The sequence below is a fragment of the Rodentibacter mrazii genome (genome assembly GCF_001998825.1).
Lineage (GTDB): Bacteria > Pseudomonadota > Gammaproteobacteria > Enterobacterales > Pasteurellaceae > Rodentibacter > Rodentibacter mrazii.
The window spans coordinates 1-25,837 of the sequence record NZ_MLHG01000026.1; the positions used below are offsets into that span (position 1 = coordinate 1).

Sequence of the window (25,837 nt, forward strand, 5' to 3'; positions counted from 1 at the left end):
TAATCAATGATAGGTTTATTTTACTGTATTTTTATTCATGAATGAAATTTGTTACACTAATATCTAATTTAAGTGGTGATATAGTGATAATGAATAAAGTTACAGAGTTTTTTGCTGAAGGTGGAGCATTAAGCCAACAAATTAAGGGGTTTCACCCACGTGCTGAACAGTTGGAAATGGCGCAAGCTATCGAAAAGGTTATTTCTGAGAAAAGTGTATTGGTAGTAGAAGCCGGTACAGGGACAGGAAAAACTTTTGCGTATTTAGCCCCGGCATTACTTTCCGGTAAGAAAACTATTATCTCTACAGGCTCTAAAAATCTCCAAGATCAATTATTTAATCGTGATTTACCTGCAATAAAAAAAGCGCTGAGTTATACGGGAAAAACAGCTTTACTCAAAGGTCGATCTAATTATTTATGCCTAGAGCGTTTAGAACGTTTAATTGCACAAGGGGTATTAGGGGACAAATCAGTATTAAAAGACTTAGTTAAAGTTCGACAGTGGAGCATTTCAAGTAAAACGGGAGATTTGACCGAGTGTACTGATCTTGCGGAAGATAGCCCTATTTTACCCCAATTAACCAGTACGGCAGAAAATTGTCTAGGATCGGATTGCCCGAATTATGCGGATTGTTATGTCGCATTGGCAAGAAAAAAAGCCCTCAATGCGGATATTGTGGTCGTCAATCATCACCTGTTTTTTGCGGATATGGCGGTGAAAGAAAGCGGTTTTGGTGAATTGATCCCTCAAGCAGAAAATATTATTTTTGATGAAGCTCATCAGTTACCTGATATTGCCAGTCAATATTTTGGGCAATCGGTGAGTTCTCGACAGTTTTTTGATCTTTGTAAAGATATTAATATTGTTTATCACACGGAATTAAAAGATCTGAAACAACTAAGCAGCGCAGCAGATACTCTACAAAAAACGGTACAGGATTTTCGTTTATTATTAGGGGAAGGAAATCTGCGTGGTAATTGGCGTGAAATTTTAAGACAAAGTGCGGTTGAAAAATCATTTAAAATTCTTATCGAAAAATTAGATTTTTTGTCTGAAGTCATTAAATTGGCTTTAGGACGTTCACAAACGCTGGATAATATTTTTGAACGGGTTGAAAATTTAAAAGGATATCTACAACGTTTACTTGAAACAGAGCGTGTAGGTTATTGCTATTGGTATGAAACCTTTGCACGTCAATTTGCTTTACATATTACACCTTTAACCGTTGCCGATAAATTTGGTGAACAGCTAAAAACAAAACAAGCGACATGGATTTTTACTTCCGCTACTTTAGAAGTCGATGGAAAATTTGATCATTTTTATCATCGCTTAGGCATTGAAAATGCACGCCAACTTATTTTACAAAGCCCGTTTAATTATACTGAGCAAGCATTATTGTGTGTGCCTCGCTATTTACCAAATACAAACCGAACCAATACACAAACAGAGCTGGGCAAAATGTTGTTACCTGTTATTGAAGCTAATCAAGGACGGTGTTTTGTGCTTTGTACTTCCTATGAAATGATGCGTAATTTAGCGGAATATTTTCGTTCAAATAGTCAATTATCAGTACTATTACAAGGTGAAATGCCAAAAACAACGTTATTGGCACAATTTACCGTAAGTAAAAATACAATATTAGTTGCAACATCAAGTTTTTGGGAAGGAATTGATGTGCGTGGTAATGCACTTTCTTTGGTTATTATTGATAAACTTCCTTTTATGTCACCTGACGAGCCTTTGCTTAAAGCACGTATTGAGGATTGCCGTTTGCAAGGAGGAAACCCATTCAATGATATTCAAATTCCTGAAGCCGTGATTACGCTAAAACAAGGTGTAGGGCGTTTAATCCGCGATGTTACGGATCGCGGTGTCGTAATAATTTGTGATAATCGCCTTGTGATGCGTAGTTATGCTGAAACATTTTTAAAAAGTTTGCCGAATTTAAGCCGTACCCGTGATCTCAACAAAGTGATACAATTCTTACAAAACAAATAATTGAGAAAAATAATGACAAATTTAACTTTATTAGCATTAGATACCTCTACTGAAGCTTGTTCTGTCGCACTGCTAAACAAGGGCGAAAAAACATATTTGAGTGAATTAGCTCAACGCAGTCACACAAAACGTATCTTGCCAATGATAGATGAAATTCTGGCAAATGCAGGAATTCGATTGACTCAAGTCGATGCTCTTGCCTTTGGTCGTGGACCCGGTAGTTTTACAGGGGTTAGAGTAGGTGTGGGAATTGCGCAAGGATTGGCTTTCGGTGTGGATCTGCCGGTTATTCCTATTTCGAATTTAACGGCAATGGCACAGGCCGTATTTGAATTACATCAAAGAGAAAATGTTGCTGCGGCCATTGATGCAAGAATGAATGAAGTTTATTTTTCTCAGCTGAAACGAGAAAAAGTGCGGTCAGATTTTGGTGAATTTTTTCAATGGCGTGAAGTGATTGCAGAGCAAGTTTGTTCTCCTGAGCGGGTTATTGCTCAATTTAACGATGAGACGGCTTTCCGAGTAGGAACCGGCTGGAATGCCTATTCGCAATTTTACGAAAAAAATTTCACCGGTACGGATATTGAATTGCCTAATGCCCTCTACATGTTGGAATTAGCTCTTACGGATTGGTTGCAGAAAAAAGCTATTTCAGCACTAGAGATTGAGCCTATTTATTTACGTAATGAGGTCACTTGGAAAAAATTGCCCGGACGTGAGTAATTTTCTTATAGATCAGTAGGAGAAGCTTATGAGAGTAAAAACAATACTATTTTTAACCGCACTTTCTTTTCTATTAACAGGCTGTATTACATCGCCACAAGGCTTAGAGAAAAATCAATTCTCAATTACCGACTATCGTGATATTTCACCGCGGGATCTGAATTGTCGTTGTAAAACCGTACGTTTAGGTGGAAAAATTATTCAATCGGAAATTTTGCCGAATAAAACGAAAATTGAGGTATTGAGTTTGCCAATTTCTAATTATTCGGGTAAGCCTATTGTGGAATCACAGTCCCAAGGGCGTTTTATTGCATATTTTAACGGTTTTGTTGATCCTGAAAATCTGAAAGATCGTTATATTACGTTAGGTGGAATTTTATCCGGAAAAGAAGAAGGAAAAATCGAACAAGCTAATTACTCTTATCCGTTGATTCAAATTGAAAATTATCGCCTTTGGACGTTGAGTAAGCACTACTATTACCCACCAAATGATTGGGAAGATTGGGAATTTTGGGGTTGGCACCATCGACCGTGGTATAACGAGCCGGAAATTCGCTATTATTTAAATTAAATGATAGAATCTGCCGTTGATTTTCCAACTATAAGGTTAATAATAAATGGAAAAAATTTGGTTTCAAAATTATCCGGAAGGTGCTGAAAAATATCTGGATACCTCAAAATATGAATCAATTTTAGATATATTTAATAAAGCCATTCGCGAACATCCTGATCGACCTGCATATATTAATATGGGACAGGTTCTTACTTTTCGTAAATTAGAAGAACGTAGTCGGGCTTTTGCAGCTTATTTACAAAATGAGTTTAAATTAAAACGAGGTGATCGTGTTGCTTTGATGATGCCGAATTTATTGCAATATCCTATCGCGCTTTTTGGTATTTTACGGGCAGGTTTGATTGTAGTGAATGTCAATCCGCTTTATACCCCGCGAGAACTTGAGCATCAATTGCAAGATAGTGGGGCGGTGGCAATAGTGGTTGTTTCAAATTTTGCCTCAACACTTGAGAAAGTTGTTTTTAATACGGATATAAAACACGTTATTTTAACCCGAATGGGTGATCAGCTTTCTTTTGGTAAGCGTACATTGGTTAATTTTGTGGTGAAATACGTCAAAAAATTAGTGCCAAAATATAAATTACCGGATGCTGTAACTTTTCGTGAAGTATTAAGTATTGGTAAATATCGTCAATATATTCAACCGGAAGTGTCACGCAATGATCTCGCTTTCCTGCAATATACGGGAGGCACAACAGGCGTGGCAAAAGGGGCAATGCTTTCCCATGGAAATATTATTACCAATATTTTCCAAGCGAAATGGATCGCAGAACCTTTTATCGGTGATTATGCCCGTGCCCGTTCAGCTATTCTTGCCCTACCGCTTTATCATGTTTTTGCTTTAACGGTGAACTGCTTGCTTTTCCTTGAACTCGGTGTTACCGCTATTTTAATTACAAACCCACGTGATATTGAGGGTTTTGTCAAAGAATTAAAAAAATACCGTTTTCAGGCAATTACAGGAGTCAATACGCTATTTAATGCATTGTTAAATAATGAAAATTTCAAAGAAGTTGATTTTTCGGCATTAAAACTCTCTGTTGGTGGCGGTATGGCTATTCAGCAATCTGTCGCAACACGTTGGCACGATTTAACCGGCTGTAACATTATTGAAGGTTATGGTATGACGGAATGTTCGCCGCTTATTGCCGCTTGTCCGGTAAATGTTGTGAAGCACAATGGAACGATTGGCGTGCCTGTACCAAATACGGATATTAAAATTATTAAAGATGATGGTTCAGAGGCGAAAATTGGCGAAGCTGGAGAATTGTGGGTAAAAGGCGAGCAAGTTATGCAAGGTTACTGGCAACGTCCTGAGGCAACGAATGAAGTATTGAAAGATGGTTGGATGGCAACCGGCGATATTGTGATTATGGATGAGAGTTATAGTTTGCGTATTGTAGATCGTAAAAAAGATATGATTTTGGTCTCAGGTTTTAATGTTTATCCGAATGAAATTGAAGACGTTGTAATGCTCAATTATAAGGTTGCGGAAGCCGTGGCAATTGGCGTACCGAACGAAGTTTCAGGAGAAACCATTAAAATTTTTGTTGTGAAAAAAGATGAAAGTCTTACCCGTGATGAACTTCGTCAGCACTGCCGTCAGCATTTGACCGGATATAAAGTACCGAAAGAAATTGAGTTTCGAGACGAATTACCTAAAACAAATGTTGGAAAAATATTACGCCGTATATTGCGGGATGAAGAAATTGCCAATCGACCAACACATTAAGTTTCATCATTTAATAATGGGATAGAAATATCCCATTTTTGTTTTTTTAATCTAAGAGATAATGTCATGATAAAAGAATGCCAAGAACCATTGCATTTTTCATTGATCACAACAAATCAAAGGCTGAGTGAAGTTTGCCAATTGGCACGTCAAAAAAGTGCGGTTGCTTTAGACACTGAATTTGTGCGTGTATCGACTTATTTCCCAAAACTAGGTCTCATTCAACTTTATGATGGAGAGAGGGTATCCCTGATTGATCCTTTAAGCATTAGCGATTTTTCGCCTTTTATTGAGTTATTGACTGATCCCAATGTGCTTAAAGTCCTTCATTCTTGCAGTGAAGATTTACTTGTTTTTTTGCAGGAATTTGATCAATTACCCCAACCTATGATTGATACACAAATAATGGCTCGTTTCCTTGGATTGGGAAATTCAGTAGGATTAGCGAAATTAGCATTAAATTATTTGAACACTAAGGTGGATAAAGGTGCGACGAGAACAAATTGGATTAAGCGCCCTTTATCGGAAACACAATTACATTATGCTGCAGGTGACGTGTGGTATTTATTACCGATTTACTATTGTTTACAGCAAGAATTAATGGCAACGCCTTGGAAAAATGCTGTAAAAGCTGATTGTGAACTTGCCTTATCAAAAACAAAGAAATTACAAGCGCGTGATGCGGAAACTGCCTATTTGGATATTCCAAATTCATGGAAACTTAACCCATTAGAGCTTGCCCGATTAAAAATTTTGGCGCAATGGCGACAAGAAGTGGCAATAGAGCGTGATCTGGCACTTTCTTATGTAGTTAAGTCAGAAAACTTATGGAAAGTGGCGAAATACAATCCGCGTAATACCTCGGAAATGCTTGAAATGGGGCTTTCCAATAATGAAGTCAGAGTACGTGGTAAGAAAATTTTGCAACTCTTAGCGAAAGCACGCCGAGTATCGCCCTATGATTATCCGAAACGTATCCTTCGCATCGTTGATGATCCCCGTTATAAAAAGGCAATTCGCCTCTTACAAGAAAAAGCTTATGAGCTGACACCACAAGGCCTAACACTAGAAATTTTAGCAAGTAAGCGAAGCTTAGAAGATTTAATCAAATGGGTTTGGCAATACAATGAATCACCGGAGAAATTACCGGATTTATTGGTTGGCTGGCGGAGAGAAATAGGGTTACAGCTTTTAGCCTTGTTGAAATCTATTGAGGCTTAAAAAATTATAAAAAATGGCCGCACTTGTGGAGGTGCGGTCATTTTTTTAAGCTATTTTATCAAGTTTTTACCCGAAACGTTGTTCTATCTCTGAAAGAATCTCCACTGGCTCAAGATCTAATCCTCGACAATATTCAATAAATTCAAATATATCCAAACGGCGATCGCCGGTTTCCACTTTGCCGATAAAAGAATACAAAACGCCCATTTTTTCGCCTAATGCTCGTTGCGAAAGTCCTAGATTCAATCGTTGTTTGAGTAATCTTTCTCGTAACCAAATATGTTCGGCGGAATGTATTGATAATCTTAAATTCTTCATAGCACCTATTTTAGGTGCAAATTTGTTTGAACCTATTTTAGGTTCATAATATAATTTATTTGAACCTGTTTTGGGTTCTTTTTGAATTTATTTCGCGAGGTGAAAAATGTATCAAATTAAAAAATGGGCTATTGCAATGGTATTTTGTGGTCTTTCGACAGCGGCGTTGGCAGATTGGGAGAGAGGAACAAGTGTTGATGAGCAAGAAACAGGGGATTGGCGCTATACGAAATGTATATATGAAACACTAGGAGGATTTAGATTTTCAATGATTAACAAAGGACTATGTCCTCTTTCCGTTGAAGTTAATCCAGAAACCGGGCAGGTTAGAAAGTGACAGGGAAATTGTATGAATATTTCAGAAATTGATTTTCCCAGTTCAGAAGTAAAAGAGATATTCGTTAAAAATGCCTCTTGTTGCCATTGCCAATCAAAGAATATTGGTTGGAAATCGGGAGAATATCCAAATATTTCTTTATATTGTTCTGGTTGTGAACAAGAAATGGATTTTTATGACGCAATTGCTTGTCTTTTACCGGACAAGGAGGATTTGTATTTCGAATGTCCAGAATGTGAAGGTGATAATGTAATTGAGGGCATTTGTTTTTCCTGTGGTTTTGAATTGGAAGAAGGACGAGATTATGATCGTGAAAAATATGTATGTTGGTTAATGGAAAAAAACGACTAGTATAAGATTTTAAGTCGTGTTTTTGAGGCTATTAAGGAAGGGATGCAGTTGCATCCCTTATTATTTTTTAACATTTATTGTGTCGCTTGAATTGCAGTTAATGCAATGGTGTAAACAATATCATCCACCAACGCACCACGCGATAAGTCATTCACTGGTTTACGCATACCTTGCAGCATTGGACCGATAGACACCAAATCAGCAGAACGTTGTACTGCTTTATAGGTGGTATTACCCGTATTCAAGTCTGGGAAGATGAACACGGTCGCTTTACCTGCAACAGGAGAGTTTGGTGCTTTAGAGCGTGCAACATCTTCCATCACTGCCGCATCATATTGTAACGGACCGTCAATGATTAAATCCGGGCGTTTCTCTTTTGCGATACGGGTGGCTTCTTTCACTTTTTCTACATCAGCACCACTGCCTGATGTACCGGTAGAATAAGAAATCATCGCCACTTTCGGATCGATACCAAAGGCTTTCGCAGAGTCAGCCGATTGAATTGCAATTTCCGCTAATTGTTCTGCATTTGGATCCGGATTTACGGCACAGTCACCATAGACTAATACTTGATCCGGTAATAGCATAAAGAAGATAGAAGAAACAATTGAACTACTCGGTGCGGTTTTAATGATTTGCATTGGTGGGCGAATGGTATTTGCAGTGGTGTGAACTGCACCGGAGACCAAACCATCCACTTCATTTGCTTCTAGCATCATTGTACCAAGTACCACGGTATCTTCTAATTGCTCACGTGCAGCAGCTTCGGTCATGCCTTTGGCTTTACGAAGTTCAACTAAGCGATCGACATAATTTTCACGGACATCAGCCGGATTAATAATAGTGATACCTTTCCCTAATTCAACGCCTTGTGCTTCAGCGACACGTTGAACGGATGCTGGATCTGCTAATAACACACATTCTGCAATCCCACGTTCTGCACAAAGGGCAGCTGCTTTAATGGTACGAGGTTCGTCACCTTCCGGGAGGACAATACGTTTTTTGGCTGCTCGCGCCAATTCGGTGAGTTGAAAACGGAATGCAGGTGGCGATAAACGACGTAAACGTGTTGAACCCGCTACTAGGTTATTGATGAAATCAGGAGAGAATTTCTCGCTAATGTAGCGTTTAATGTTTTCAATGCGTTCTTTATCATCAACTGGCACTTCAAGGTTAAAACTTTGTAGATTTAATGCCGTTTGCCATGTATTACCTTCAATGCGGAAGATTGGCAATTGAGTTGATTCAAACACATGTTGACAAAGTTTGTTAATTTGAGCATCAATTTTGTATCCACCGGTGAGTAGCATTCCACCAATCTCTATGCCATTTGAGGCAGCAAGTGCCGCGGCAACAATAACATCAGGACGATCTGCAGAGACCACCAGTAGGCTACCCGCACGGAAATGTTCAAGCATATTTGGTAGGCTTCGTGCACAGAATGTGATACTACGAATACGACGGTTAATATTGCCCTCATTAATAATTGTGGCACCTAAGTGTTTTACTAAATCAATTGCTCGGGTTGCAATTAAATCCGCAGACCATGGCATGCAAGCCAAAAGTTTAATTGCACTATTTGAGAATAATTTAGTTAATTCGGCTTCACTATTACGGCTATGTTGGAAAGAATCGAAAATTTCTGTTAAATCCGGACGGGTGCGACCGGATTCATCAATTGGCGCATTAAATTTATTAACGACAACGCCTAATAAATTAGGATTATTTTTTCCACCGAATAATGAGGCAGCTGCTTCCACACGTTCTTTTAATTCCGCAGGTGTTTCTGTTGCCGGAGCAGCAACTAAAATAATTTCTGCGTCTAATGTTTGCGCAATTTCGTAGTTAATACTATTTGCATAAGTGTGCTTGCGAGTTGGGATTAAACCTTCAACTACGATAATTTCATTATTTTTAGAAAGTTGTTGGTGGTTTTCAACGATTTTTTCTAGTAGCACATCGGACTGATTTTGACCAATTAATGATTCTGCTACGCTTAACATAAAAGGTTCAACGGTTTCTAAAGCCGTACTGGTACGAACGATAGAGGTTGTGCGATCTAATTGATCTTCACCGGAGTTTGGTTGAGAAATAGGTTTCATAAAACCTACTTTTGCACCTTTTTGTTCAAGAGATTGGATTAAACCAAGACTTACACTGGTTAGACCTACACCGGTGCTAATAGGAATAAGGATAATTGTACGGGACATAATACACCTTAACTAATTGAGTTATAAAGAAAAACTGCCGAATTCTCTCGGCAGTTTGTCGTTGAGTTAGAAACTAAGTTTTGCTGTGTCTTGCGCAATCACTAATTCTTCGTTAGTTGGAAGAACGATAGCTTTAAATTTAGAGTCATCAGCAGTGATCACCCCTTCGTTACCAAAACGGGCTGCGAGGTTGCGTTCCTCATCAATTTTGATACCGAATAATTTTAAGTGATTTAATGTTAATCTGCGTACTTGGGCAGAGTTTTCACCAATACCACCGGTAAACGCAATGGCATCTAAGTAATCATCACCTAGTGCAGCCATGTAAGCACCGATATATTTTGCTAAGCGATAGCTATAAACATCTAATGCCCGTTTGGCTTCAGGATGAGATGGATTTTCGTAGTTATCTTCTGAATAACGGCAGTCACTAGTTACCCCGGTTAAACCTAAAAGACCTGATTTCTTCACTAAAGTCTCTTCGATTTGATCCATAGACATACCTAAATTTTTATAAAGATAGAAAATAATTGCCGGATCAATATCACCACAACGGGTTCCCATTACTAAACCTTCTAACGGTGTCAAACCCATAGACGTATCAATACACTCTCCATGACGGACAACAGACACTGAACCACCGTTGCCTAAGTGGCAGATAATGGTATTAACCTGATCAACCGGTTTGCCAACACGTTTTGCCACTTCGCGAGAAATAAAGAAATGACTCGTACCGTGCGCACCATAGCGACGAATACCATTATCTTCATATAAAGAATACGGCAATGCGTATAAATATGCTTCTTCCGGCATTGTTTGATGGAAAGCCGTATCAAATACCGCAACGTTTTTATCTTTTAAGTGTGGGAATGCTTTAAATGCTTCACGAATACCGATTAAATGTGCCGGATTATGAAGTGGTGCAAATTGTGCTGCATCTTCAATGTTTTTAATGACATCATCGTTGATTAAAACAGATTTTGTATATTTTTCACCACCGTGTACGATACGATGACCAATCGCTGCGATAGAGTTTTTAAGCTCATCTGTCATAATGTTTGATGCGAGAAAATCAAGCGCCTCGATATGTGCTGCACCAGCACCTAAATCAGCGTTACCCTTTTCACCGTTAAGTTTCCATTTAATGCGGGATTCAGGAAGGAAAAAAGCTTCAGCTAAACCAGATAATTTTTCTTCTCCTGTAGCAGGATCAAGAATTGCAAATTTTAACGAAGAACTACCACAGTTAAGGATAAGAACAAGTTTTGACATAGGAACCCTATATTTGGTTAAAGTTAATAAAAATCCAATCGGAAAGATCGGACTGTAAAGTCGCGCATAGCATACACCTTTTACGCAATAAAATAAATTCATCAAGAAAGAAAAATCTGACTTCATTCACAGAAAAATGGAATTTACGTCAATTTGATAAGATAGAAATTCGGGACGAACTGGAGTATCATAAGTGCGGTTATTTTTAAGGGTGTTTTTATGTCGTTTTTTTCTATTTTTAAGCAAGGACAAATTTATCTTAATACTTGGCCACAAGAGGCTAAATTAGGGATAATTTTTTCTGAACAGCGAGTTATAAAAAGCACGCGTTTTGCACAAAATGCGATGCCGTTAATCGCAGTATTTGCTGTTGTGTGGCAACAGCTTTATGCCAAGCACGATATTATGGCATTTTCTGCAGCGGTTTTAACCGCACTTTTTGCCTTACTTATTCCGTTACAAGGGCTATACTGGCTGGGGAAACGTGCGGTGTCACCTTTGGAAGCGCAAAGCGCAACGTGGTTTTACGATATTTGTGAACGTTTGAGAAATATACAAGAACCCTTGCCACTTTTACAGGGTAAACCCACATATCAGCATTTAGCCGAAGTTTTAAGGAAAGCGGAGCAACGATTGGATCGTGCTTTTTGGAAAGAAATTTAGTGAAATTTATATGACGCAAACGTTTTCCTTTTTGCTTTATTTTTTGTAGAATACGCAGGCTGCTTTATGCAGCTCTTTTTATTGAGAGATTTTTTAATGATCGATTACATTATTATTGGCATTATCGCTTTTTCCATTCTTGTCAGTTTACTCCGTGGTTTTGTGCGCGAAGTATTATCACTTGCCAGCTGGGTTGTCGCGTTTATAGTGGCAAGTCAGTTTTATCCTTACCTCGTAACCTATTTGACGCAAATTGAGTCCATGTATGTGCGAAATGGCACGGCAATCGGTATTTTATTTGTACTGACATTAATTGTAGGCGGTATTGTGAATTTTGTAATTGCACAGTTAGTTGATAAAACCGGATTAAGCGGTACTGATCGTGTATTAGGAGCAGCATTTGGTTTATTACGTGGTGCATTAATTGTCGCGGCGATCTTATTTTTCTTGGGTACCTTCACGAATTTTGAACAAACCGATTGGTGGAAAGAATCAACATTGATTCCACACTTTGGGTTTATTATTGAATGGTTTTTCCAACAGCTTCAAGCAAGCTCCAGTTTCTTAAATTCAACATTTAATCAGTAAGGGTTATGAAATGTGTGGTATCGTCGGTATTGTGAGTCAAAGTCCGGTTAATGAATCTATTTATGCAGCATTAACGTTGTTGCAACATCGCGGACAAGATGCTGCCGGGATCGTCACAATAGACGATGAAAATCGATTCCGTTTGCGTAAAGCAAATGGGTTAGTCAGCGATATTTTTAGACATGAACATATGTTGCGGTTACAAGGCAATGCCGGTATGGGACACGTGCGTTATCCTACCGCCGGGAGTTCAAGTGTCTCGGAAGCACAACCTTTCTATGTGAATTCACCCTATGGGGTAACATTGGTTCATAATGGTAATTTAACCAATTCGGAAGAATTGAAAGAAAAAGTGTTTAAAACCGCTCGTCGCCATGTAAATACCAATTCTGATTCTGAATTACTTTTAAATATCTTTGCGAATCACCTTGATAATATTCCGCAAGATCATCTAGATCCACAGGATATTTTTTATGCGGTGAGCAAAACCCACAAAGATGTGCGTGGCGCTTATGCTTGTCTTGCAATGATTATCGGACATGGCATGGTGGCATTTCGTGATCCCTTTGGCATTCGCCCTCTTGTATTGGGGCAGCGTGAAGAAGATGGCAAAACAGAATATATGTTTGCTTCTGAAACCGTCGCTTTGGATGTAGCAGGTTATGATTTCGTTCGTGATGTCGCACCGGGTGAAGCAATTTATATTACTTTTGACGGTGAACTTTACGCTCAACAATGTGCTGAAAGTGCGGTCTTAAACCCGTGTGTTTTTGAATATGTCTATTTTGCACGTCCTGATTCCATTATGGATGGCGTTTCTGTCTATGCTGCACGCGTTCATATGGGGGAGCGTTTAGGACAAAAAATTGCGAAAGAATGGAAAGATGAATTAGATAATATTGATGTGGTCATTCCTGTGCCGGAAACTTCAACGGATATTGCTTTGCAAATTTCTAACGTGTTAAACAAGCCATATCGTCAAGGGTTTGTGAAAAACCGCTATGTGGGGCGCACCTTTATTATGCCAGGTCAAGCGCAACGTATTAACTCTGTTCGCCGTAAACTCAACACGATTAAAGCAGAATTTAAAGATAAAAATGTGCTGTTAGTAGATGATTCTATCGTCCGTGGTACGACATCTGAACAGATTGTCGAAATGGCACGAGCAGCCGGTGCGAAGAAAATTTATTTTGCTTCAGCCGCACCGGAAATTCGTTATCCGAACGTGTATGGTATTGATATGCCAACGAAAGATGAACTTATTGCGAATGGCCGTAGCGTAGATGAAATTGCGAAACTGATTGGCGTTGATAAGTTGATTTTCCAAGATCTTAATGCTTTAACTGAATCCGTTCAGCAAGAAAATCCTACGATTAAAGGATTTGATTGCTCTGTCTTCACCGGCGAATATATCACAGGGGATATTACACCTGAATATTTGGATAGCATCGCCTCACAACGTAATGATTCGGCAAAGAAAAAGCGTGAAAAAGATGCGACAAATTTAGAAATTCATAATGAGAGATAAAAAAGTGCGGTGAAAATTCACCGCATTTTTTATCATTCAACTTTTACAATCCAGCCTTCCGGTGCTTCAATATCACCGAATTGAATACCGGTGAGCTCATTGTAAAGTTTACGGGTAATAGACCCCACTTCTGTTTCGGAATAGAATACGTGGAATTTGTCTTTATGTTGAATACCGCCTACCGGTGAAATGACCGCTGCTGTACCACAAGCACCGGCTTCGGCAAATTGATCAAGTTGATCGATATATACATCCCCTTCAATTGCTTCCATACCCAAACGTTCTTTCGCAATATAGAGCAAAGAGTATTTTGTGATGCTCGGTAGGATGGATTCCGATATTGGGGTGATAAATTTATTGTCTTTAGTAATCCCGAAGAAATTTGCTGCCCCCACTTCTTCAATTTTAGTGTGGGTTTTCGGATCTAGGTAAATCGCATCGGCAAATTTGCGTTCCGCAGTTCCTTGTTCTGCCGCTAATTCATGGGGGAGCAAGCTGGCGGCATAGTTGCCACCGACTTTCACACCGCCGGTTCCCATTGGCGCTGCACGATCATATTCGGTTGTGATGAAATTAGATGGCGTTAATCCACCTTTAAAGTAAGCACCCACCGGGCAGCAGAATACAGAGAAAATAAATTCCGGTGCCGATTTTACACCAATATTTTCTCCTACACCAATGAGGAAAGGACGCAAATATAAGGTTGCACCGGAACCATAAGGACCAACCCATTCTTCATTCGCTTTGACGACTTCTTTACAGGCACGAACAAATAATTCCGTAGGAACTTGTGGCATTAAGAGGCGATCTGCGGTGTGTTGCATACGTTTTGCATTTTCGTCAGGGCGGAATAAGTTGATTGAGCCGTCTTTACAACGATAAGCTTTTAAGCCTTCAAAACATTGTTGACCATAGTGAAGTGCGGTTGAGCCTTCGTGAATATGTAAGGTATTGTCTGTGGTGAGCTTGCCTTCATCCCATTGACCATTTTTCCAATGGGCAATAAAACGATAGTCGGTTTTAATGTAATTAAAACCAAGATTATTCCAGTCTAAGTCTTTCATTTTGCTTCCCTTAATATGATGTTGTTAGTGAACTGCTATTTAATCTACATCATTATTTTGAGTATTTGAACCTTAAAACCTAAATTTTTTGTGATTTTTCAAAATTTAGTTAGTTATGTTAAACATAATCAAGTAAAACAAGAAAAGAAAATAGAGTTATGATAGAATTTCGGCATGAAAAAAACGCCACTCAAAAAGGGTGGCGTTTAACCAAAAAGGTTCAAATTATAGGAAGTAAACGAGTAACTTACTGTTACTCAAGTTCAGTTACCTGAACTATATGCAAACACAACATCATACTTAAGTCCGAAACTCATTAACTCGTAAAGAATTACCAGCCACTAAGTATGCGTACATTGTAAGAATTGACGATAAGAAGAACAAATGACGTTTTTTTATTTGAAAGATTAGAAAAATTAATCTGAATTGAAACTGTCTAAGTATAGACGAAAAAATTATATTTTGGAAGAACTATGTATAAACGTTTGCCTCCCTTGAATTCATTGAAGTCTTTTGAATCTGCAGCACGACATTTAAGTTTTACAAAAGCGGCTGATGAGCTTTTTGTTACGCAGGCTGCGGTCAGTCATCAAATAAAACTGTTAGAAGATTTTTTAGGCATTGAGTTATTTAAACGTAAAAATCGAGCCTTAGAGTTAACTGAATTTGGCAAGGCCTATTTTGTCGATATTAATAAAATTTTACGTAAACTTAATGAAGCGACAGAGCGGCTATTAGCGCTAAAAGATGATCTTCACTTAAGCATTAGTGTACCTCAAACCTTTGGTCTTCAATGGCTTGTACCGCATTTAAGTGAATTTAATCAGCTTCATCCTGAAATTGAAGTTCGTTTAAAAGGGGTAGATCAAGATGAGGGCTTATTAAATAAAGAAATTGATCTTGCAATTTATTATGGAAAGGGAGATTGGCAGAATTTACAAGTTGATTGTCTGGGCAAAGAAAATTTATTGATTTTAGCCTCACCAGAGTTGCTTGCCCAAAAACCGGTTCATGGTAAACAAGATTTAAAGCAACATACGCTACTCCATACGCATACGCGCGATAACTGGCGAATCATGTCAGATTATTTAAAACTTGAAGATTTGAATATCCAACAAGGACCTTTATTTAGCCATACATTTATGGCATTGCAGGCAGCAAGCCATGGTCAAGGCATTGCTTTGGCTAATCGTTTGATTGCATTGCAGGAAATTGAACAGGGAACACTTCAGGTAGTATTGCCAACAAATTTACCCGATCCTAAATCTTTTTATGTGGTGAATCATCTTGATCGCCTTGATGATGAGCAAATTCAAGCCTTTCGCCATTGGATTATTAATGCAATAAAGAAAGAAGAGTATGAATAAATTAGCATTATATTGCCGTCCGGGTTTTGAAAAAGAAGTAGCAGCAGAAATTATGGATCATGCTGCAAGCCTAGGCATATTTGGTTTTGCCCGTGTTCAAGAACATTCGGGCTATGTGATTTTTGAATGTTATCAACCCAATGAAGCGAATCGTTTAGCGCGTGAAGTACCCTTTAATCAGCTCATTTTTGCCCGACAGATGTTGGTGGTATCAAACTTATTGGAGAATCTTGATCCTACGGATGGCATTAGTCCAATTGTGACGATGTTTGAGGAAATATCGGCGCAAGTAAATATCCGACTGTCCGTAGAACTTTTTGTGGAAACTGCCGACACTAATGAGTCAAAGGAACTTTCCACATTCTGCCGTAAATTTACTGTACCGCTGCGTCAAGTATTAAAAAAACAGGGCTGGTTAGCGCATAAAGCAAACCGAAAGAGCGGTCTGTTTTTACATTGTTTTTTCGTGAAACCGAATTGTTGTTATGTGGGTTATTCCTATATCAATAATCATTCCGAACACTTTATGGGGATTCCTCGCTTGAAGTTTCCCTCTGAGGCGCCAAGTCGCTCTACCTTGAAATTAGAAGAAGCGATTTTAACATTTATTCCTAAAAAGGAAGAAGAAAAGCGGCTCAATGAAAGTATGACAGGTGTCGATCTTGGTGCTTGTCCGGGTGGTTGGACATATCAATTAGTCAAACGTGGCTTGTTTGTTTATGCCGTCGATCATGGAAAAATGGCTGACAGTCTGCATGAAACCGGTCGAATTGAGCACTGTGCTGAAGACGGTTTTAAGTTTCAGCCGCCAAAACGCAAAAAGGTTGATTGGCTGGTATGTGATATGGTGGAACAGCCGAGCCGTATTACCAATCTGATTGGCAAATGGCTGGTGAACGGTTGGTGTCGTGAAACAATTTTTAATTTAAAGTTACCAATGAAAAAACGTTATCAAGAGGTGAGGCAATGCTTAGAAAATCTCACAGATATGTTGAATAAACAAAATTTGACTTTTGAGATTCAGGCAAAACATCTTTACCACGATAGAGAAGAAATTACCGTCCATATTGTTATTAAATGAGAAAAAGCATTTTTCCTCAATGGGGAAAATGCTTTTTACTTTACCGATGATATACATGAAAAAAGCACCGACAAAATCGATGCTTTAAAATCTGGTTGCGGGGGCCGGATTTGAACCGACGGCCTTCGGGTTATGAGCCCGACGAGCTACCAAGCTGCTCCACCCCGCGTCTGATGGGTGCACTATACGCCATTCAAGAAATTTTGCAAGTATTAAACAAAAGTTTATGTCGCGTTTGTTAATAAAATAATCAAAATGAATATAAATTAAACGCTATTGAGGAAATAGTACTAGTGGTTTTAAGCAATTTTTGATAGCGTATGCAGCCTCATAAAAATTCATTTTTTGTTTAGGAATAAGGTATGAAATTTTGTAAAAATCTCGGCATAAAAGTTTTCTCTATTTTCGCAGTAATATCGATTTTGGTAGCCTGTGGTGGTTCGCCACATAAATCATCAAATAACGGTTCGCCTATTCTCACACCAACAGGTGATGATCCTCAAAAATTTGGTGCAAAATACAGTGGTCGCAGCTATCAACAAAGTATTTTATCGCCGGTTTCTCGTGTGGAAAATAAAAGTGCGGTCATTAATCAAGGTGATTTTTTAACTCAACTTTCTAATGTAAAAGCCTATTCCGGCAGATTATCCGATCGTTTTTATAATAACTATCAAAAAATTACCAACTGGGTGCTTGCCGGCGCAGATGTACGTGAATTGTCGCAATACGGTATTTCTTCACAGATCATGAAAGGCTTTGATGGTTATCAAAATGTCTTGATGACAGGTTATTACTCTCCGGTGATTCATGCCCGCCGAACACCACAAGGGAAATTTCAACATCCAATTTATGCCATGCCGACCTATAAACGTTTGTCTCGTGCACAAATCTATGCAGGGGCATTGGAAGGACAAGGTTTAGAATTGGCTTACAGTGATTCTATGATTGATAACTTCTTGTTAGGTGTACAGGGAAGTGGTTATGTGGATTTTGGCAATGGCAATTTGAATTATTTTGCCTATGCCGGACAAAATGGTTTTAAATATCAAGCAGTAGGGCGTTTGTTGGTGGAAGATGGTGAAATTCCAAAAGAGAAAATGTCAATTCAAGCCATTCGTGATTGGGGAAAAGCGAATCCATCACGTGTACAAGGCTTATTAGAGCGTAACCCATCCTACGTATTCTTCAAAAATGATCCAAGTGGGAAAGTGAAAGGTTCCGCAGGTGTACCTCTTGTACCAATGGCAGCGGTGGCTTCCGATCGTAATGTGATCCCATCGGGTTCCGTTTTATTGGTAGAAGTGCCGGATATTGATCATGACGGTAATTGGGAAGGCTCGCATAAATTACATTTAATGGTAGCATTAGACATAGGCGGTGCGGTGAACGGGCATCATTTTGATTTATATCGTGGCATTGGCGATCAAGCAGGCCATATTGCCGGACTTTCAAAACATTATGGTCGTGTTTGGATCTTACAATAATGGCGCGTGTAGATAATTACGAACAGCGATTTGGTGGCATCGGGCGACTTTATACGCCTGAAGGCTTAACCCGTCTTCGACAAGCGCATATTTGTGTTATTGGCATTGGTGGAGTCGGCTCATGGGTGGTGGAGGCGTTAGCCCGTTCCGGTATTGGACAGCTCACCCTGATTGATATGGACGATATTTGTGTGACCAATATCAACCGCCAGCTTCCTGCATTGAGCGGCAATATTGGCAAACTCAAAACAGATGTGATGGCGGAACGGGTAAAATTGATTAACCCCGACTGTATCGTCAATATTATTGATGATTTTATTTCACCGGATAATGAGGCGGACTATCTCAATCGTGGTTATGATTATGTGATTGATGCCATTGATAGTGTTAAAACCAAAGCGGCGATGATTGCCTATTGTAAACGTAATAAAATAAAAATTATCACTGTGGGGGGAGCAGGGGGGCAAACGGATCCTACACAAATCAAAATTACCGATTTAAGCAAAACCATTCAGGATCCCTTGTTAGCAAAAGTGCGGTCGGTTTTACGCAAGGATTTTAATTTTACTCAAAATCCACAACGCAAGTTTGGCATAGAGGCAGTATTTTCTACTCAGCCGCTGATTTTTCCTAAAATGGGCGAAGGGTGCACTGTCTCCGCTACAATGAACTGCGCTAACGGGTTTGGGGCAGCCACAATGATTACCGCAACCTTTGGTTTTTTTGCTGTTTCACGGGTGATTGATAAGATTTTGAATAAGATGTAAAAATGGGCAGATTGCCCATTTTATATTTTTATCAATTAGAATCGGTAAGATAGATTTAGACCGAATCGCTTACCTTTAAATTTAACAGAATCATCCCCACCAGCTAAATTGTGGCGGGTAAAATCGACGCCGAGAGCTAAATTTTTATCAATCTCATATTTAACACCAAAACCGTAATCAATGCCTCGAACACCGACACCTTCATATTTGTCGCTAGAGTAATCAATTTGAGAGACTGAGCCGCCAACTTTAATATAAGGCATAATATTTTCAGTAATAAGATATCCTTGTAAATAAGCAATTGAAGCCTGATATTTTTCTTTAAATATTTCATTATCTTCATCAGTAATTTTGGCATTGCTTATTTTAAATTTACCTTCAATAATACCGACAAAATTCTGACCAAAATCAAATCCATAGCCACCTATGATTGCCAATCCTGCACCCTGAGAACCTGACCCCTTTACTTCACCGACCATACTGTATTTGGTAGTGCTTAACTCACCTCCAATATGCCAGCCGGTGAAATTATCTACAGCTGAAGCTGCGACAGGCAGTACAAATAGTGTTGTGATGATAAGTTTTTTCATTAGATTTTCCTCCTATTTTTTGTTGTTTTTCAATAAATCACTTTTCCAAATTTCATTTGCTACATCCGCTGCAGCGTTTTCAATAATTTGCTCAGCATTTCCACCAAAAAATCCAATTTTTAAATCAGCATTTGTTTTAATGTTGCCAATATTTTTTCCCGACTTATTTTTTATTGTTGTCAGAATAGTAGTCTCTGCTTTGCCGGCTCCAAAGCCGACAAAATAACGTAATGCACGGTTACCTTGATTATAAACTTGGATGTTGTAGTCAATGCGTAGTGCATTACCTTGTTGATAACCTAGGTCAGTCAGACGCTTTTTTAATGTGTCCATGAATATTTGTCTGATTCTTTTATCTACATTTTGATTGGATACATCATTAATTTTGTATGTTTGATATAACTGAGGTGATTTAGGGAGATTTGAGATACTTGTGGTGGTTGAACAAGCTGCGAGTAAGAAACTCGCGAAATAGTAAGAAGTAGTTTTTTCATGAGTAATTCCTTAAGTTTGAACAGTAATACAAAACAAAGTATTGCATAACAATACTTTTTATTCAATAAGATTGTAAAAAAATATTTATTAGTGCTTTATTTTTTTACTATGTGGTTATGAAAATACATCACGCAATTCGTTTTTTACGTAAGAAGAAAGGTTGGACCCAGCAACAGTTAGCTGATTTTTCCAATACCTCAAAAGGTAATATTTCTAATTTGGAAAATGGAAATCAAGGGTATAGTCCTGCAATACTTGACTATTTAGCTAAGGCATTTGATTGCCGGGTATCGGATATTTTTTTATTAGCAGAAAATCTCGATGATGACGGTACTTTGCGCAAAGACGATGTCATATCAATAGAAGTGTTATTCTCCCAACTCCCCCGAGATATGCAGCAACATTTTAAACAATTGATGCTGCAGATCGTGAACATGAAAAATTATTAGATTTATTGTTTTTCTCTATGTAAGGAATTCATATTCTTGACGAAGGTATAATTAAGCCTACTCCTATTTTTTATGAAAAATTTCATTAAGCTTTCTTATAAAACCATTGCAATTTATTTTAAAAAGTGTAGGCTTTTGTCCCTTCTTTGAGAATCATTATTAACAATAGAGGAGACAAAATGAAAACTATATTAAAAATGAGTGCAATTTCAACCGCACTTTTCAGCCTTCCAATGATGGCGAATGCGGATGTATTGGCATCGGTAAAACCCCTTGGTTTTATTGCTTCAGCCGTTGCGAATGGCGTAGCAGATACCCAGATACTTGTACCGACAGGTGCTTCTCCCCATGATTACAGCTTAAAGTTATCTGATATTCAAAAAGTGAAATCGGCGGATTTGGTATTGTGGGTGGGCGAAGACGTTGATTCATTTCTAGAAAAACCGATAAGTCAAATTGATCGCCAAAAAGTGATTACCATTGCTGACCTCACTGAGGTTAAACCCCTATTAACCCAAGCCCATCACGAACATTTCCATGAAGAGGGTGAGCATGATCACAAACATGACCATAAACACGAACACAAAAGTGGGCATGAACACGATCATGAACATCACGAAGGATTAAGCACCAACTGGCACATTTGGTATTCGCCGGCAATTAGCCAAATTGTGGCACAAAAAGTGGCGGATAAACTAACCTTGCAATTTCCCGATAAGAAAGCGCTGATTGCAAAAAATCTTGCCGATTTTAACCGCACTTTGGCGGAACAAAGCGATAAAATCAAGGCTCAGCTTGCCCCTTTTAAAGAAAAAGGTTTCTTTGTTTTCCATGATGCTTACGGTTATTTCAATGATGCTTATGGCTTAAAACAAAGCGGGTATTTCACTATTAACCCATTGGTTGCACCCGGAGCGAAAACCCTTGCGCATATTAAACAGGAGATCGCAGAACATCGTGTTAATTGTTTGTTTGCCGAACCTCAATTTACCCCGAAAGTGATTGAATCTTTAGCAAAAGGTACGGCGGTGAAGGTAGGTCGTTTAGATCCGATTGGTGATGGCGTACAGTTAGGGGGGAATTCCTATGCCAATTTCCTGCAAGCCACGGCGGATAGTTATACACAATGTTTGAGTAAATAAATGGCATTAATTGAAAGAAAATGGTGGGAAATCCCACCATTTTTTATGAAAGGAAAGCGGTGATTTGAATTCAATACTTCAACTTATGCTATAATCCGCTACAATTTTTTCTATTGAGAATTCCGAATGAAACACCTATTCGCCACCACATCCCGTGGCTTTGAAGAACTGCTAAAAGTTGAATTAACCGAGCTTGGCGCGCTTGATACAAAAGTCGTACAAGGCGGCGTGCATTTCTATGCCGATGATGAAACGCTTTATCGAACGCTGCTTTGGTCGCGTTTGGCATCACGCATTTTATTGCCCTTGATCGAAAGCAAAATTTATAGCGATTTAGATTTATATGCGGCGATTTCCAGCTTTAATTGGTTGGATTATTTTGATGAACGCATCACTTTTTTTGTGGATTTCAACGGAACCAATCAAGAAATTCGCCATACTCAGTTTGGTGCAATGCGGGTGAAAGATGGTATTGTGGATCACTTTGAACGTAAGGGTAAAATGCGCCCGAGCGTGGATAAAAGCCAACCAGATGTGCGTATTCATGCCTATTTAAATCGAGAAGAATTAGTCATTTCTTTGGATTTGAGCGGAGAAGCCCTGCATTTGCGCGGTTACCGTGAAGATACGGGACAAGCCCCCTTACGTGAAACTTTGGCGGCAGCCATTGTACTGCGTTCCGGTTGGAAACAAGGCTCACCGCTGGTGGATCCTATGTGTGGTTCCGGCACACTTTTGATTGAAGCAGCACAAATGGAAGCCCATATTGCCCCTCAATTATATCGCTTACATTGGGGCTTTGACTTTTGGAAAGGGCATAATCAAATGGTGTGGGAGAAAGTAAAAGGCGAAGCCATCGCTTCAGCAGAGGAAAAACAAGGTAAAATTCAACCGCACTTTTATGGTTTTGATCTTGATCACCGAGTGTTAAAAAAAGCCCAACGCAATGCGCAAAATGCCGGTGTCGCTCACTTGATAACATGGCAGCAAGGTGATGTGGCGGCGCTCACTAACCCAAGCCCAAATGAAGTGGGCATGGTGATTTGTAATCCGCCTTATGGCGAACGTTTAGGTACGACACCGGCGTTGATTGCCCTTTATTCCGTATTTGGACAACGTTTGAAAAAAGAATTCGGTGGTTGGAATGCCTCAATTTTTAGTAGCGAATCCACCTTGTTGGATTGCTTGAGAATGCGGGCAAACCGTCAATTCAAGGCGAAAAATGGACCGCTTGATTGTGTTCAAAAAAATTATCAGATTTCCGCTCGAATTAGCGAAGAAAGTGCGGTGGAAAATCCCCTTGAATTTGACTGCACTTCAGAGGTGGCAGTAGATTTTGCCAATCGTTTACAAAAGAATATCAAGAAAATTGAAAAATGGGCGAAACAGCAGGGCTTGGATGCGTACCGCCTCTATGATGCGGATCTGCCGGAATATAATTTAGCGGTGGATCGTTATGGCGATCATATTGTGGTGCAAGAATATGCCGCACCGAAGAATATTGATGAAAATAAAGCACGCCAACGTTTATTGGATGCGGTGACAGCAACCTTAAAGGTGACCGGCGTAGAAACCAACAAGCTGATTTTAAAAGTCCGCCAAAAGCAAAAAGGCACAAATCAATATGAAAAATTAGCCAATAAAGGCGAGTATTTTTATGTGAACGAATACGGCGCACAACTTTGGGTAAATTTAACGGATTATTTGGATACCGGTTTATTTTTAGATCATCGCCTCACCCGAAAAATGGTGGGGGAGTTGGCGAAAGGTAAAGATTTCTTGAATTTGTTTGCCTATACGGGGTCTGCCACTGTCCATGCAGCATTAGGCGGGGCAAAATCCACTACTACGGTGGATATGTCGAATACCTACCTCAACTGGGCGGAGCAAAATCTGATTCTCAACGATCTTGATGGTAAGCCACATCAACTCATTCAAGCGGATTGTTTACAATGGCTGGAAAAATGTGATCGCCAATTTGATTTAATTTTTGTGGATCCGCCCACTTTTTCCAATTCAAAACGAATGGAAGCAAGCTGGGATGTTCAGCGTGATCACATCAAATTAATGGGAAATTTAAAACGTATTTTACGCCAAAGTGGCTCCATCGTTTTTTCCAACAATAAACGGGGATTCAAAATGGATTTTGCAGGATTGGAAATATTGGGGCTAAGTGCAGTGGAAATTTCTCACAAAACCTTACCATTGGATTTTGAACGTAATAAACAAATTCATAATTGTTGGTTGGTGACGGAAAAATAGCCGAACGTAACAACGTAAATTTTAGAAAAATGTAGGGGCACACTGCGTGTGTCCCTACAACCAAGCCCCCAAGATCACAACCCATTCATCGCATTAATCAACCGAATTTCATCAAATTTTTCAATGTCTTTTGCATAAATTGTGGCTTCTTTAATTTTGCCTTCCTGCAATAATTTTTCCCGTTGTGTGCCGGCTAATAATGGGGTATCAGGTGTGAGCCATTGGTTACCTTGGCGAAAAATTAAATTTCCAATAGAACAATCTGTCACTTTCCCGTTTTTAATAATCATAATCTCATCGCAATTTCCCCGTTGAGCGAAAAGGGAATTGAGTAAATCCCGATTGGCATATTTCAAGCTGTAATCCATTTCATCACAAACAATTGGCTGAAAAGTGCGGTAGATTTTTCGTGTGTATTCAAAATATTGAACTTGTGTGGTTTCGGCATTGTAATCAATACGGCAACGCACCAGTTGATTTTGCAAGTGAGACGGCACTTGGATTAGCTCAAAAAGATTGAAAATTTTGACCGCACTTTTGCCGTAAAATTGTCGTAAGCTCTGTTCATAACGGGCTTGATGATATTCAATATTTTGAATTTTACCCTGTTCAATGGCAAGGGTTTCAAATAAGGGAAACATCATTTTGTTTCCTCAATTGGAAAATAGACTTTTTCGAGTAATTCTTGATATTCATCTTCCAAACGGCTTTGAATGGTAATACCGCCACCGCTGTGAAAATAATATTTCTCACCCGTTTGAGAAATAAACCGAATAGCTACCGCACTTTGTAGGTTTTCGCTATCAAAAAGACCAAAAATACCCGTGTAATAACCTCGGGGTTGGCGTTCCGCTTGTTGAATAATTTGCACGGTTTTTTCTTTGGGGGCACCACTAATCGAGCCTGCGGGCAATAACGTGGCAAGTATATTGCCAATATTTTGTTGCCAATGTTCATCTAGTTCGCCGCAAATCTCCGAACTTGTCTGCAAAATTTCGCCTTTTTGTGTGGCAATACGATCCACATAGCGAAATTTTGTGACCTGAATATTGCTCGCCACCATGGCTAAATCGTTTCGCATTAAATCCACAATGGTGTAATGCTCACGCAGTTCTTTTTCATCATTTAGCAGTTGCTGTTCTGCATTGGGGAGGGCGGCATTAATTGTTCCTTTCATCGGATAAGTGAAAATTTTGTTATCTTGAATATTGATAAAACATTCCGGTGAGAAGCAAACAAATTGATTTTTTAACCATAATTTATAAGGTGCAGAGGATTGATAAAAAATCTGTTCAAGGGAAAAATTACCCGAAATTTCAGTGGGCGAAGTGAGATTTAACAAATAAGAATTGCCCTTTTGAATCTCTTTTTGTACCACTTCAAAACCTTGTTGATAATCGGAAAGGGGAATTGGGTATTTTTCAAAATGAATGTCTGTGGAGAAGTCTTTTTGCTCGGTAATATTGGTTTTCCCCAAGATATTAAAAAGAATACCTTGTTGAATCGCCTCTTCTAAAGGAGAAATTAATGGTTTTTGTTGTTCAAAATCAATCAAAAAAAAGAAAGGTTGGGATTGTTTGCCATAATGATTGGCTTGGTGGATAAAATGTTGCATTGTG

At 39.0% G+C, this 25,837-nt stretch carries 25 protein-coding genes and 1 tRNA gene; 17 read left to right on the forward strand and 9 right to left on the reverse strand.

The genetic code is table 11. The features are described from left to right. The first annotated feature begins 89 nt into the window (after window positions 1–89). The 5 genes from yoaA (at window position 90) to rnd (ending at window position 6,250) form a co-directional block, all read left to right on the forward strand. Window positions 90–2,000: a DNA repair helicase YoaA gene (yoaA, locus tag BKK47_RS04735; protein ID WP_077493754.1), complete on the forward strand. Its 1,911-nt coding sequence runs from the start codon at window positions 90–92 to the stop codon at window positions 1,998–2,000. Between the two features lie 12 nt (window positions 2,001–2,012). Next, window positions 2,013–2,723 (forward strand): tRNA (adenosine(37)-N6)-threonylcarbamoyltransferase complex dimerization subunit type 1 TsaB, encoded by a 711-nt coding sequence (tsaB, locus tag BKK47_RS04740; RefSeq protein WP_077493755.1) that lies wholly within the window; start codon window positions 2,013–2,015, stop codon window positions 2,721–2,723. 28 nt (window positions 2,724–2,751) lie between these two features. Next, window positions 2,752–3,294: a Slp family lipoprotein gene (locus BKK47_RS04745; RefSeq protein ID WP_077493756.1), complete on the forward strand. Its 543-nt coding sequence runs from the start codon at window positions 2,752–2,754 to the stop codon at window positions 3,292–3,294. A gap of 46 nt (window positions 3,295–3,340) precedes the next feature. Then, a complete protein-coding gene (gene fadD, locus BKK47_RS04750) occupies window positions 3,341–5,029 on the forward strand; it encodes a long-chain-fatty-acid--CoA ligase FadD (RefSeq protein ID WP_077493757.1) in 1,689 nt (562 codons plus the stop codon). 66 nt (window positions 5,030–5,095) lie between these two features. Further along, window positions 5,096–6,250 (forward strand): ribonuclease D, encoded by a 1,155-nt coding sequence (rnd, locus tag BKK47_RS04755; protein WP_077493758.1) that lies wholly within the window; start codon window positions 5,096–5,098, stop codon window positions 6,248–6,250. Window positions 6,251–6,316: 66 nt separating this feature from the next. On the opposite strand, the gene BKK47_RS04760 is transcribed toward rnd, so the two are convergent. Continuing rightward, entirely contained in the window at window positions 6,317–6,568 is a 252-nt protein-coding gene (locus BKK47_RS04760; protein WP_077493759.1) for a helix-turn-helix domain-containing protein, read from the reverse strand. Window positions 6,569–6,674: 106 nt separating this feature from the next. Between BKK47_RS04760 and BKK47_RS04765 the strand changes: the two genes are divergently transcribed. Further along, window positions 6,675–6,905 (forward strand): hypothetical protein, encoded by a 231-nt coding sequence (locus BKK47_RS04765; protein WP_077493760.1) that lies wholly within the window; start codon window positions 6,675–6,677, stop codon window positions 6,903–6,905. 12 nt (window positions 6,906–6,917) lie between these two features. Beyond that, entirely contained in the window at window positions 6,918–7,256 is a 339-nt protein-coding gene (locus tag BKK47_RS04770; protein WP_077493761.1) for a hypothetical protein, read from the forward strand. Between the two features lie 74 nt (window positions 7,257–7,330). Here the strand turns inward: BKK47_RS04770 and pta are convergent, their stop codons facing one another. Both pta and BKK47_RS04780 read right to left on the reverse strand, forming a co-directional pair. After that, entirely contained in the window at window positions 7,331–9,466 is a 2,136-nt protein-coding gene (pta, locus tag BKK47_RS04775; protein ID WP_077493762.1) for a phosphate acetyltransferase, read from the reverse strand. Between the two features lie 66 nt (window positions 9,467–9,532). Next, window positions 9,533–10,738, reverse strand: a complete 1,206-nt coding sequence (locus BKK47_RS04780) for an acetate kinase (RefSeq protein WP_077493763.1) — start codon at window positions 10,736–10,738, stop codon at window positions 9,533–9,535. A 219-nt stretch (window positions 10,739–10,957) separates the two neighbouring features. Here BKK47_RS04780 and yfbV point away from each other — a divergent pair, with 219 nt between their 5' ends. From yfbV to purF, 3 genes are all read left to right on the forward strand, one after another. After that, window positions 10,958–11,401 carry a terminus macrodomain insulation protein YfbV gene (gene yfbV, locus BKK47_RS04785; RefSeq protein WP_077493764.1) on the forward strand — a complete coding sequence of 148 codons (444 nt, stop codon included), beginning with the start codon at window positions 10,958–10,960 and terminating at the stop codon, window positions 11,399–11,401. A gap of 96 nt (window positions 11,402–11,497) precedes the next feature. Beyond that, entirely contained in the window at window positions 11,498–11,989 is a 492-nt protein-coding gene (locus BKK47_RS04790) for a CvpA family protein (RefSeq protein ID WP_077493843.1), read from the forward strand. 10 nt (window positions 11,990–11,999) lie between these two features. After that, on the forward strand, window positions 12,000–13,517 hold the full coding sequence (gene purF / locus BKK47_RS04795; RefSeq protein WP_077493765.1) for an amidophosphoribosyltransferase: 1,518 nt from the start codon (window positions 12,000–12,002) through the stop codon (window positions 13,515–13,517). Between the two features lie 32 nt (window positions 13,518–13,549). On the opposite strand, the gene BKK47_RS04800 is transcribed toward purF, so the two are convergent. Next, the gene (locus BKK47_RS04800) at window positions 13,550–14,581 is read right to left on the reverse strand and encodes a branched-chain amino acid aminotransferase (protein WP_077493766.1); all 1,032 of its coding nucleotides are present in this window, start codon (window positions 14,579–14,581) and stop codon (window positions 13,550–13,552) included. 473 nt (window positions 14,582–15,054) lie between these two features. Between BKK47_RS04800 and BKK47_RS04805 the strand changes: the two genes are divergently transcribed. After that, on the forward strand, window positions 15,055–15,948 hold the full coding sequence (locus BKK47_RS04805) for a transcriptional regulator GcvA (protein ID WP_077493767.1): 894 nt from the start codon (window positions 15,055–15,057) through the stop codon (window positions 15,946–15,948). Then, window positions 15,941–17,029 carry a 23S rRNA (cytidine(2498)-2'-O)-methyltransferase RlmM gene (gene rlmM / locus BKK47_RS04810; protein WP_077493768.1) on the forward strand — a complete coding sequence of 363 codons (1,089 nt, stop codon included), beginning with the start codon at window positions 15,941–15,943 and terminating at the stop codon, window positions 17,027–17,029. Before BKK47_RS04805 ends, rlmM begins: the two co-directional genes overlap by 8 nt. A 92-nt stretch (window positions 17,030–17,121) precedes the next feature. Here rlmM and BKK47_RS04815 read toward each other — a convergent pair. Beyond that, window positions 17,122–17,198, reverse strand: a tRNA-Met gene (locus tag BKK47_RS04815). A 193-nt stretch (window positions 17,199–17,391) separates the two neighbouring features. Between BKK47_RS04815 and mltA the strand changes: the two genes are divergently transcribed. Both mltA and tcdA read left to right on the forward strand, forming a co-directional pair. Next, entirely contained in the window at window positions 17,392–18,513 is a 1,122-nt protein-coding gene (mltA, locus tag BKK47_RS04820) for a murein transglycosylase A (protein WP_077493769.1), read from the forward strand. Then, window positions 18,513–19,280: a tRNA cyclic N6-threonylcarbamoyladenosine(37) synthase TcdA gene (tcdA, locus tag BKK47_RS04825; protein ID WP_077493770.1), complete on the forward strand. Its 768-nt coding sequence runs from the start codon at window positions 18,513–18,515 to the stop codon at window positions 19,278–19,280. Before mltA ends, tcdA begins: the two co-directional genes overlap by 1 nt. A gap of 35 nt (window positions 19,281–19,315) precedes the next feature. On the opposite strand, the gene BKK47_RS04830 is transcribed toward tcdA, so the two are convergent. Beyond that, a complete protein-coding gene (locus tag BKK47_RS04830) occupies window positions 19,316–19,870 on the reverse strand; it encodes a porin family protein (RefSeq protein ID WP_077493771.1) in 555 nt (184 codons plus the stop codon). Window positions 19,871–19,882: 12 nt separating this feature from the next. Next, window positions 19,883–20,203, reverse strand: coding sequence for a DUF4410 domain-containing protein (locus tag BKK47_RS04835; protein ID WP_077493772.1), 321 nt, complete (start codon window positions 20,201–20,203; stop codon window positions 19,883–19,885). 278 nt (window positions 20,204–20,481) lie between these two features. On the opposite strand from BKK47_RS04835, the gene BKK47_RS04840 reads away from it, so the two are divergent. The 3 genes from BKK47_RS04840 (at window position 20,482) to rlmKL (ending at window position 24,218) form a co-directional block, all read left to right on the forward strand. After that, entirely contained in the window at window positions 20,482–20,814 is a 333-nt protein-coding gene (locus BKK47_RS04840; protein ID WP_077493773.1) for a helix-turn-helix domain-containing protein, read from the forward strand. A gap of 179 nt (window positions 20,815–20,993) precedes the next feature. Next, window positions 20,994–21,956: a zinc ABC transporter substrate-binding protein ZnuA gene (znuA, locus tag BKK47_RS04845; protein ID WP_077493774.1), complete on the forward strand. Its 963-nt coding sequence runs from the start codon at window positions 20,994–20,996 to the stop codon at window positions 21,954–21,956. A gap of 126 nt (window positions 21,957–22,082) precedes the next feature. Then, window positions 22,083–24,218, forward strand: a complete 2,136-nt coding sequence (gene rlmKL, locus BKK47_RS04850; protein WP_077493775.1) for a bifunctional 23S rRNA (guanine(2069)-N(7))-methyltransferase RlmK/23S rRNA (guanine(2445)-N(2))-methyltransferase RlmL — start codon at window positions 22,083–22,085, stop codon at window positions 24,216–24,218. Between the two features lie 74 nt (window positions 24,219–24,292). On the opposite strand, the gene BKK47_RS04855 is transcribed toward rlmKL, so the two are convergent. Further along, window positions 24,293–24,859 carry an aminotransferase class IV family protein gene (locus BKK47_RS04855; protein WP_077493844.1) on the reverse strand — a complete coding sequence of 189 codons (567 nt, stop codon included), beginning with the start codon at window positions 24,857–24,859 and terminating at the stop codon, window positions 24,293–24,295. Then, entirely contained in the window at window positions 24,859–25,833 is a 975-nt protein-coding gene (locus BKK47_RS04860; protein WP_077493776.1) for an aminodeoxychorismate synthase component I, read from the reverse strand. The genes BKK47_RS04855 and BKK47_RS04860 overlap by 1 nt, the downstream gene beginning before the upstream one ends. Between the last annotated feature and the right edge of the window lie 4 nt (window positions 25,834–25,837).

Coding starts and splice junctions, on each gene's coding strand:
- yoaA (WP_077493754.1), top strand. CDS start 90: ATGAATAAAGTTACAGAGTTTTTTGCTGAAGGTGGAGCATTAAGCCAA.
- tsaB (WP_077493755.1), top strand. CDS start 2,013: ATGACAAATTTAACTTTATTAGCATTAGATACCTCTACTGAAGCTTGT.
- BKK47_RS04745 (WP_077493756.1), top strand. CDS start 2,752: ATGAGAGTAAAAACAATACTATTTTTAACCGCACTTTCTTTTCTATTA.
- fadD (WP_077493757.1), top strand. CDS start 3,341: ATGGAAAAAATTTGGTTTCAAAATTATCCGGAAGGTGCTGAAAAATAT.
- rnd (WP_077493758.1), top strand. CDS start 5,096: ATGATAAAAGAATGCCAAGAACCATTGCATTTTTCATTGATCACAACA.
- BKK47_RS04760 (WP_077493759.1), bottom strand. CDS start 6,568: ATGAAGAATTTAAGATTATCAATACATTCCGCCGAACATATTTGGTTA.
- BKK47_RS04765 (WP_077493760.1), top strand. CDS start 6,675: ATGTATCAAATTAAAAAATGGGCTATTGCAATGGTATTTTGTGGTCTT.
- BKK47_RS04770 (WP_077493761.1), top strand. CDS start 6,918: ATGAATATTTCAGAAATTGATTTTCCCAGTTCAGAAGTAAAAGAGATA.
- pta (WP_077493762.1), bottom strand. CDS start 9,466: ATGTCCCGTACAATTATCCTTATTCCTATTAGCACCGGTGTAGGTCTA.
- BKK47_RS04780 (WP_077493763.1), bottom strand. CDS start 10,738: ATGTCAAAACTTGTTCTTATCCTTAACTGTGGTAGTTCTTCGTTAAAA.
- yfbV (WP_077493764.1), top strand. CDS start 10,958: ATGTCGTTTTTTTCTATTTTTAAGCAAGGACAAATTTATCTTAATACT.
- BKK47_RS04790 (WP_077493843.1), top strand. CDS start 11,498: ATGATCGATTACATTATTATTGGCATTATCGCTTTTTCCATTCTTGTC.
- purF (WP_077493765.1), top strand. CDS start 12,000: ATGTGTGGTATCGTCGGTATTGTGAGTCAAAGTCCGGTTAATGAATCT.
- BKK47_RS04800 (WP_077493766.1), bottom strand. CDS start 14,581: ATGAAAGACTTAGACTGGAATAATCTTGGTTTTAATTACATTAAAACC.
- BKK47_RS04805 (WP_077493767.1), top strand. CDS start 15,055: ATGTATAAACGTTTGCCTCCCTTGAATTCATTGAAGTCTTTTGAATCT.
- rlmM (WP_077493768.1), top strand. CDS start 15,941: ATGAATAAATTAGCATTATATTGCCGTCCGGGTTTTGAAAAAGAAGTA.
- mltA (WP_077493769.1), top strand. CDS start 17,392: ATGAAATTTTGTAAAAATCTCGGCATAAAAGTTTTCTCTATTTTCGCA.
- tcdA (WP_077493770.1), top strand. CDS start 18,513: ATGGCGCGTGTAGATAATTACGAACAGCGATTTGGTGGCATCGGGCGA.
- BKK47_RS04830 (WP_077493771.1), bottom strand. CDS start 19,870: ATGAAAAAACTTATCATCACAACACTATTTGTACTGCCTGTCGCAGCT.
- BKK47_RS04835 (WP_077493772.1), bottom strand. CDS start 20,203: ATGGACACATTAAAAAAGCGTCTGACTGACCTAGGTTATCAACAAGGT.
- BKK47_RS04840 (WP_077493773.1), top strand. CDS start 20,482: ATGAAAATACATCACGCAATTCGTTTTTTACGTAAGAAGAAAGGTTGG.
- znuA (WP_077493774.1), top strand. CDS start 20,994: ATGAAAACTATATTAAAAATGAGTGCAATTTCAACCGCACTTTTCAGC.
- rlmKL (WP_077493775.1), top strand. CDS start 22,083: ATGAAACACCTATTCGCCACCACATCCCGTGGCTTTGAAGAACTGCTA.
- BKK47_RS04855 (WP_077493844.1), bottom strand. CDS start 24,859: ATGTTTCCCTTATTTGAAACCCTTGCCATTGAACAGGGTAAAATTCAA.
- BKK47_RS04860 (WP_077493776.1), bottom strand. CDS start 25,833: ATGCAACATTTTATCCACCAAGCCAATCATTATGGCAAACAATCCCAA.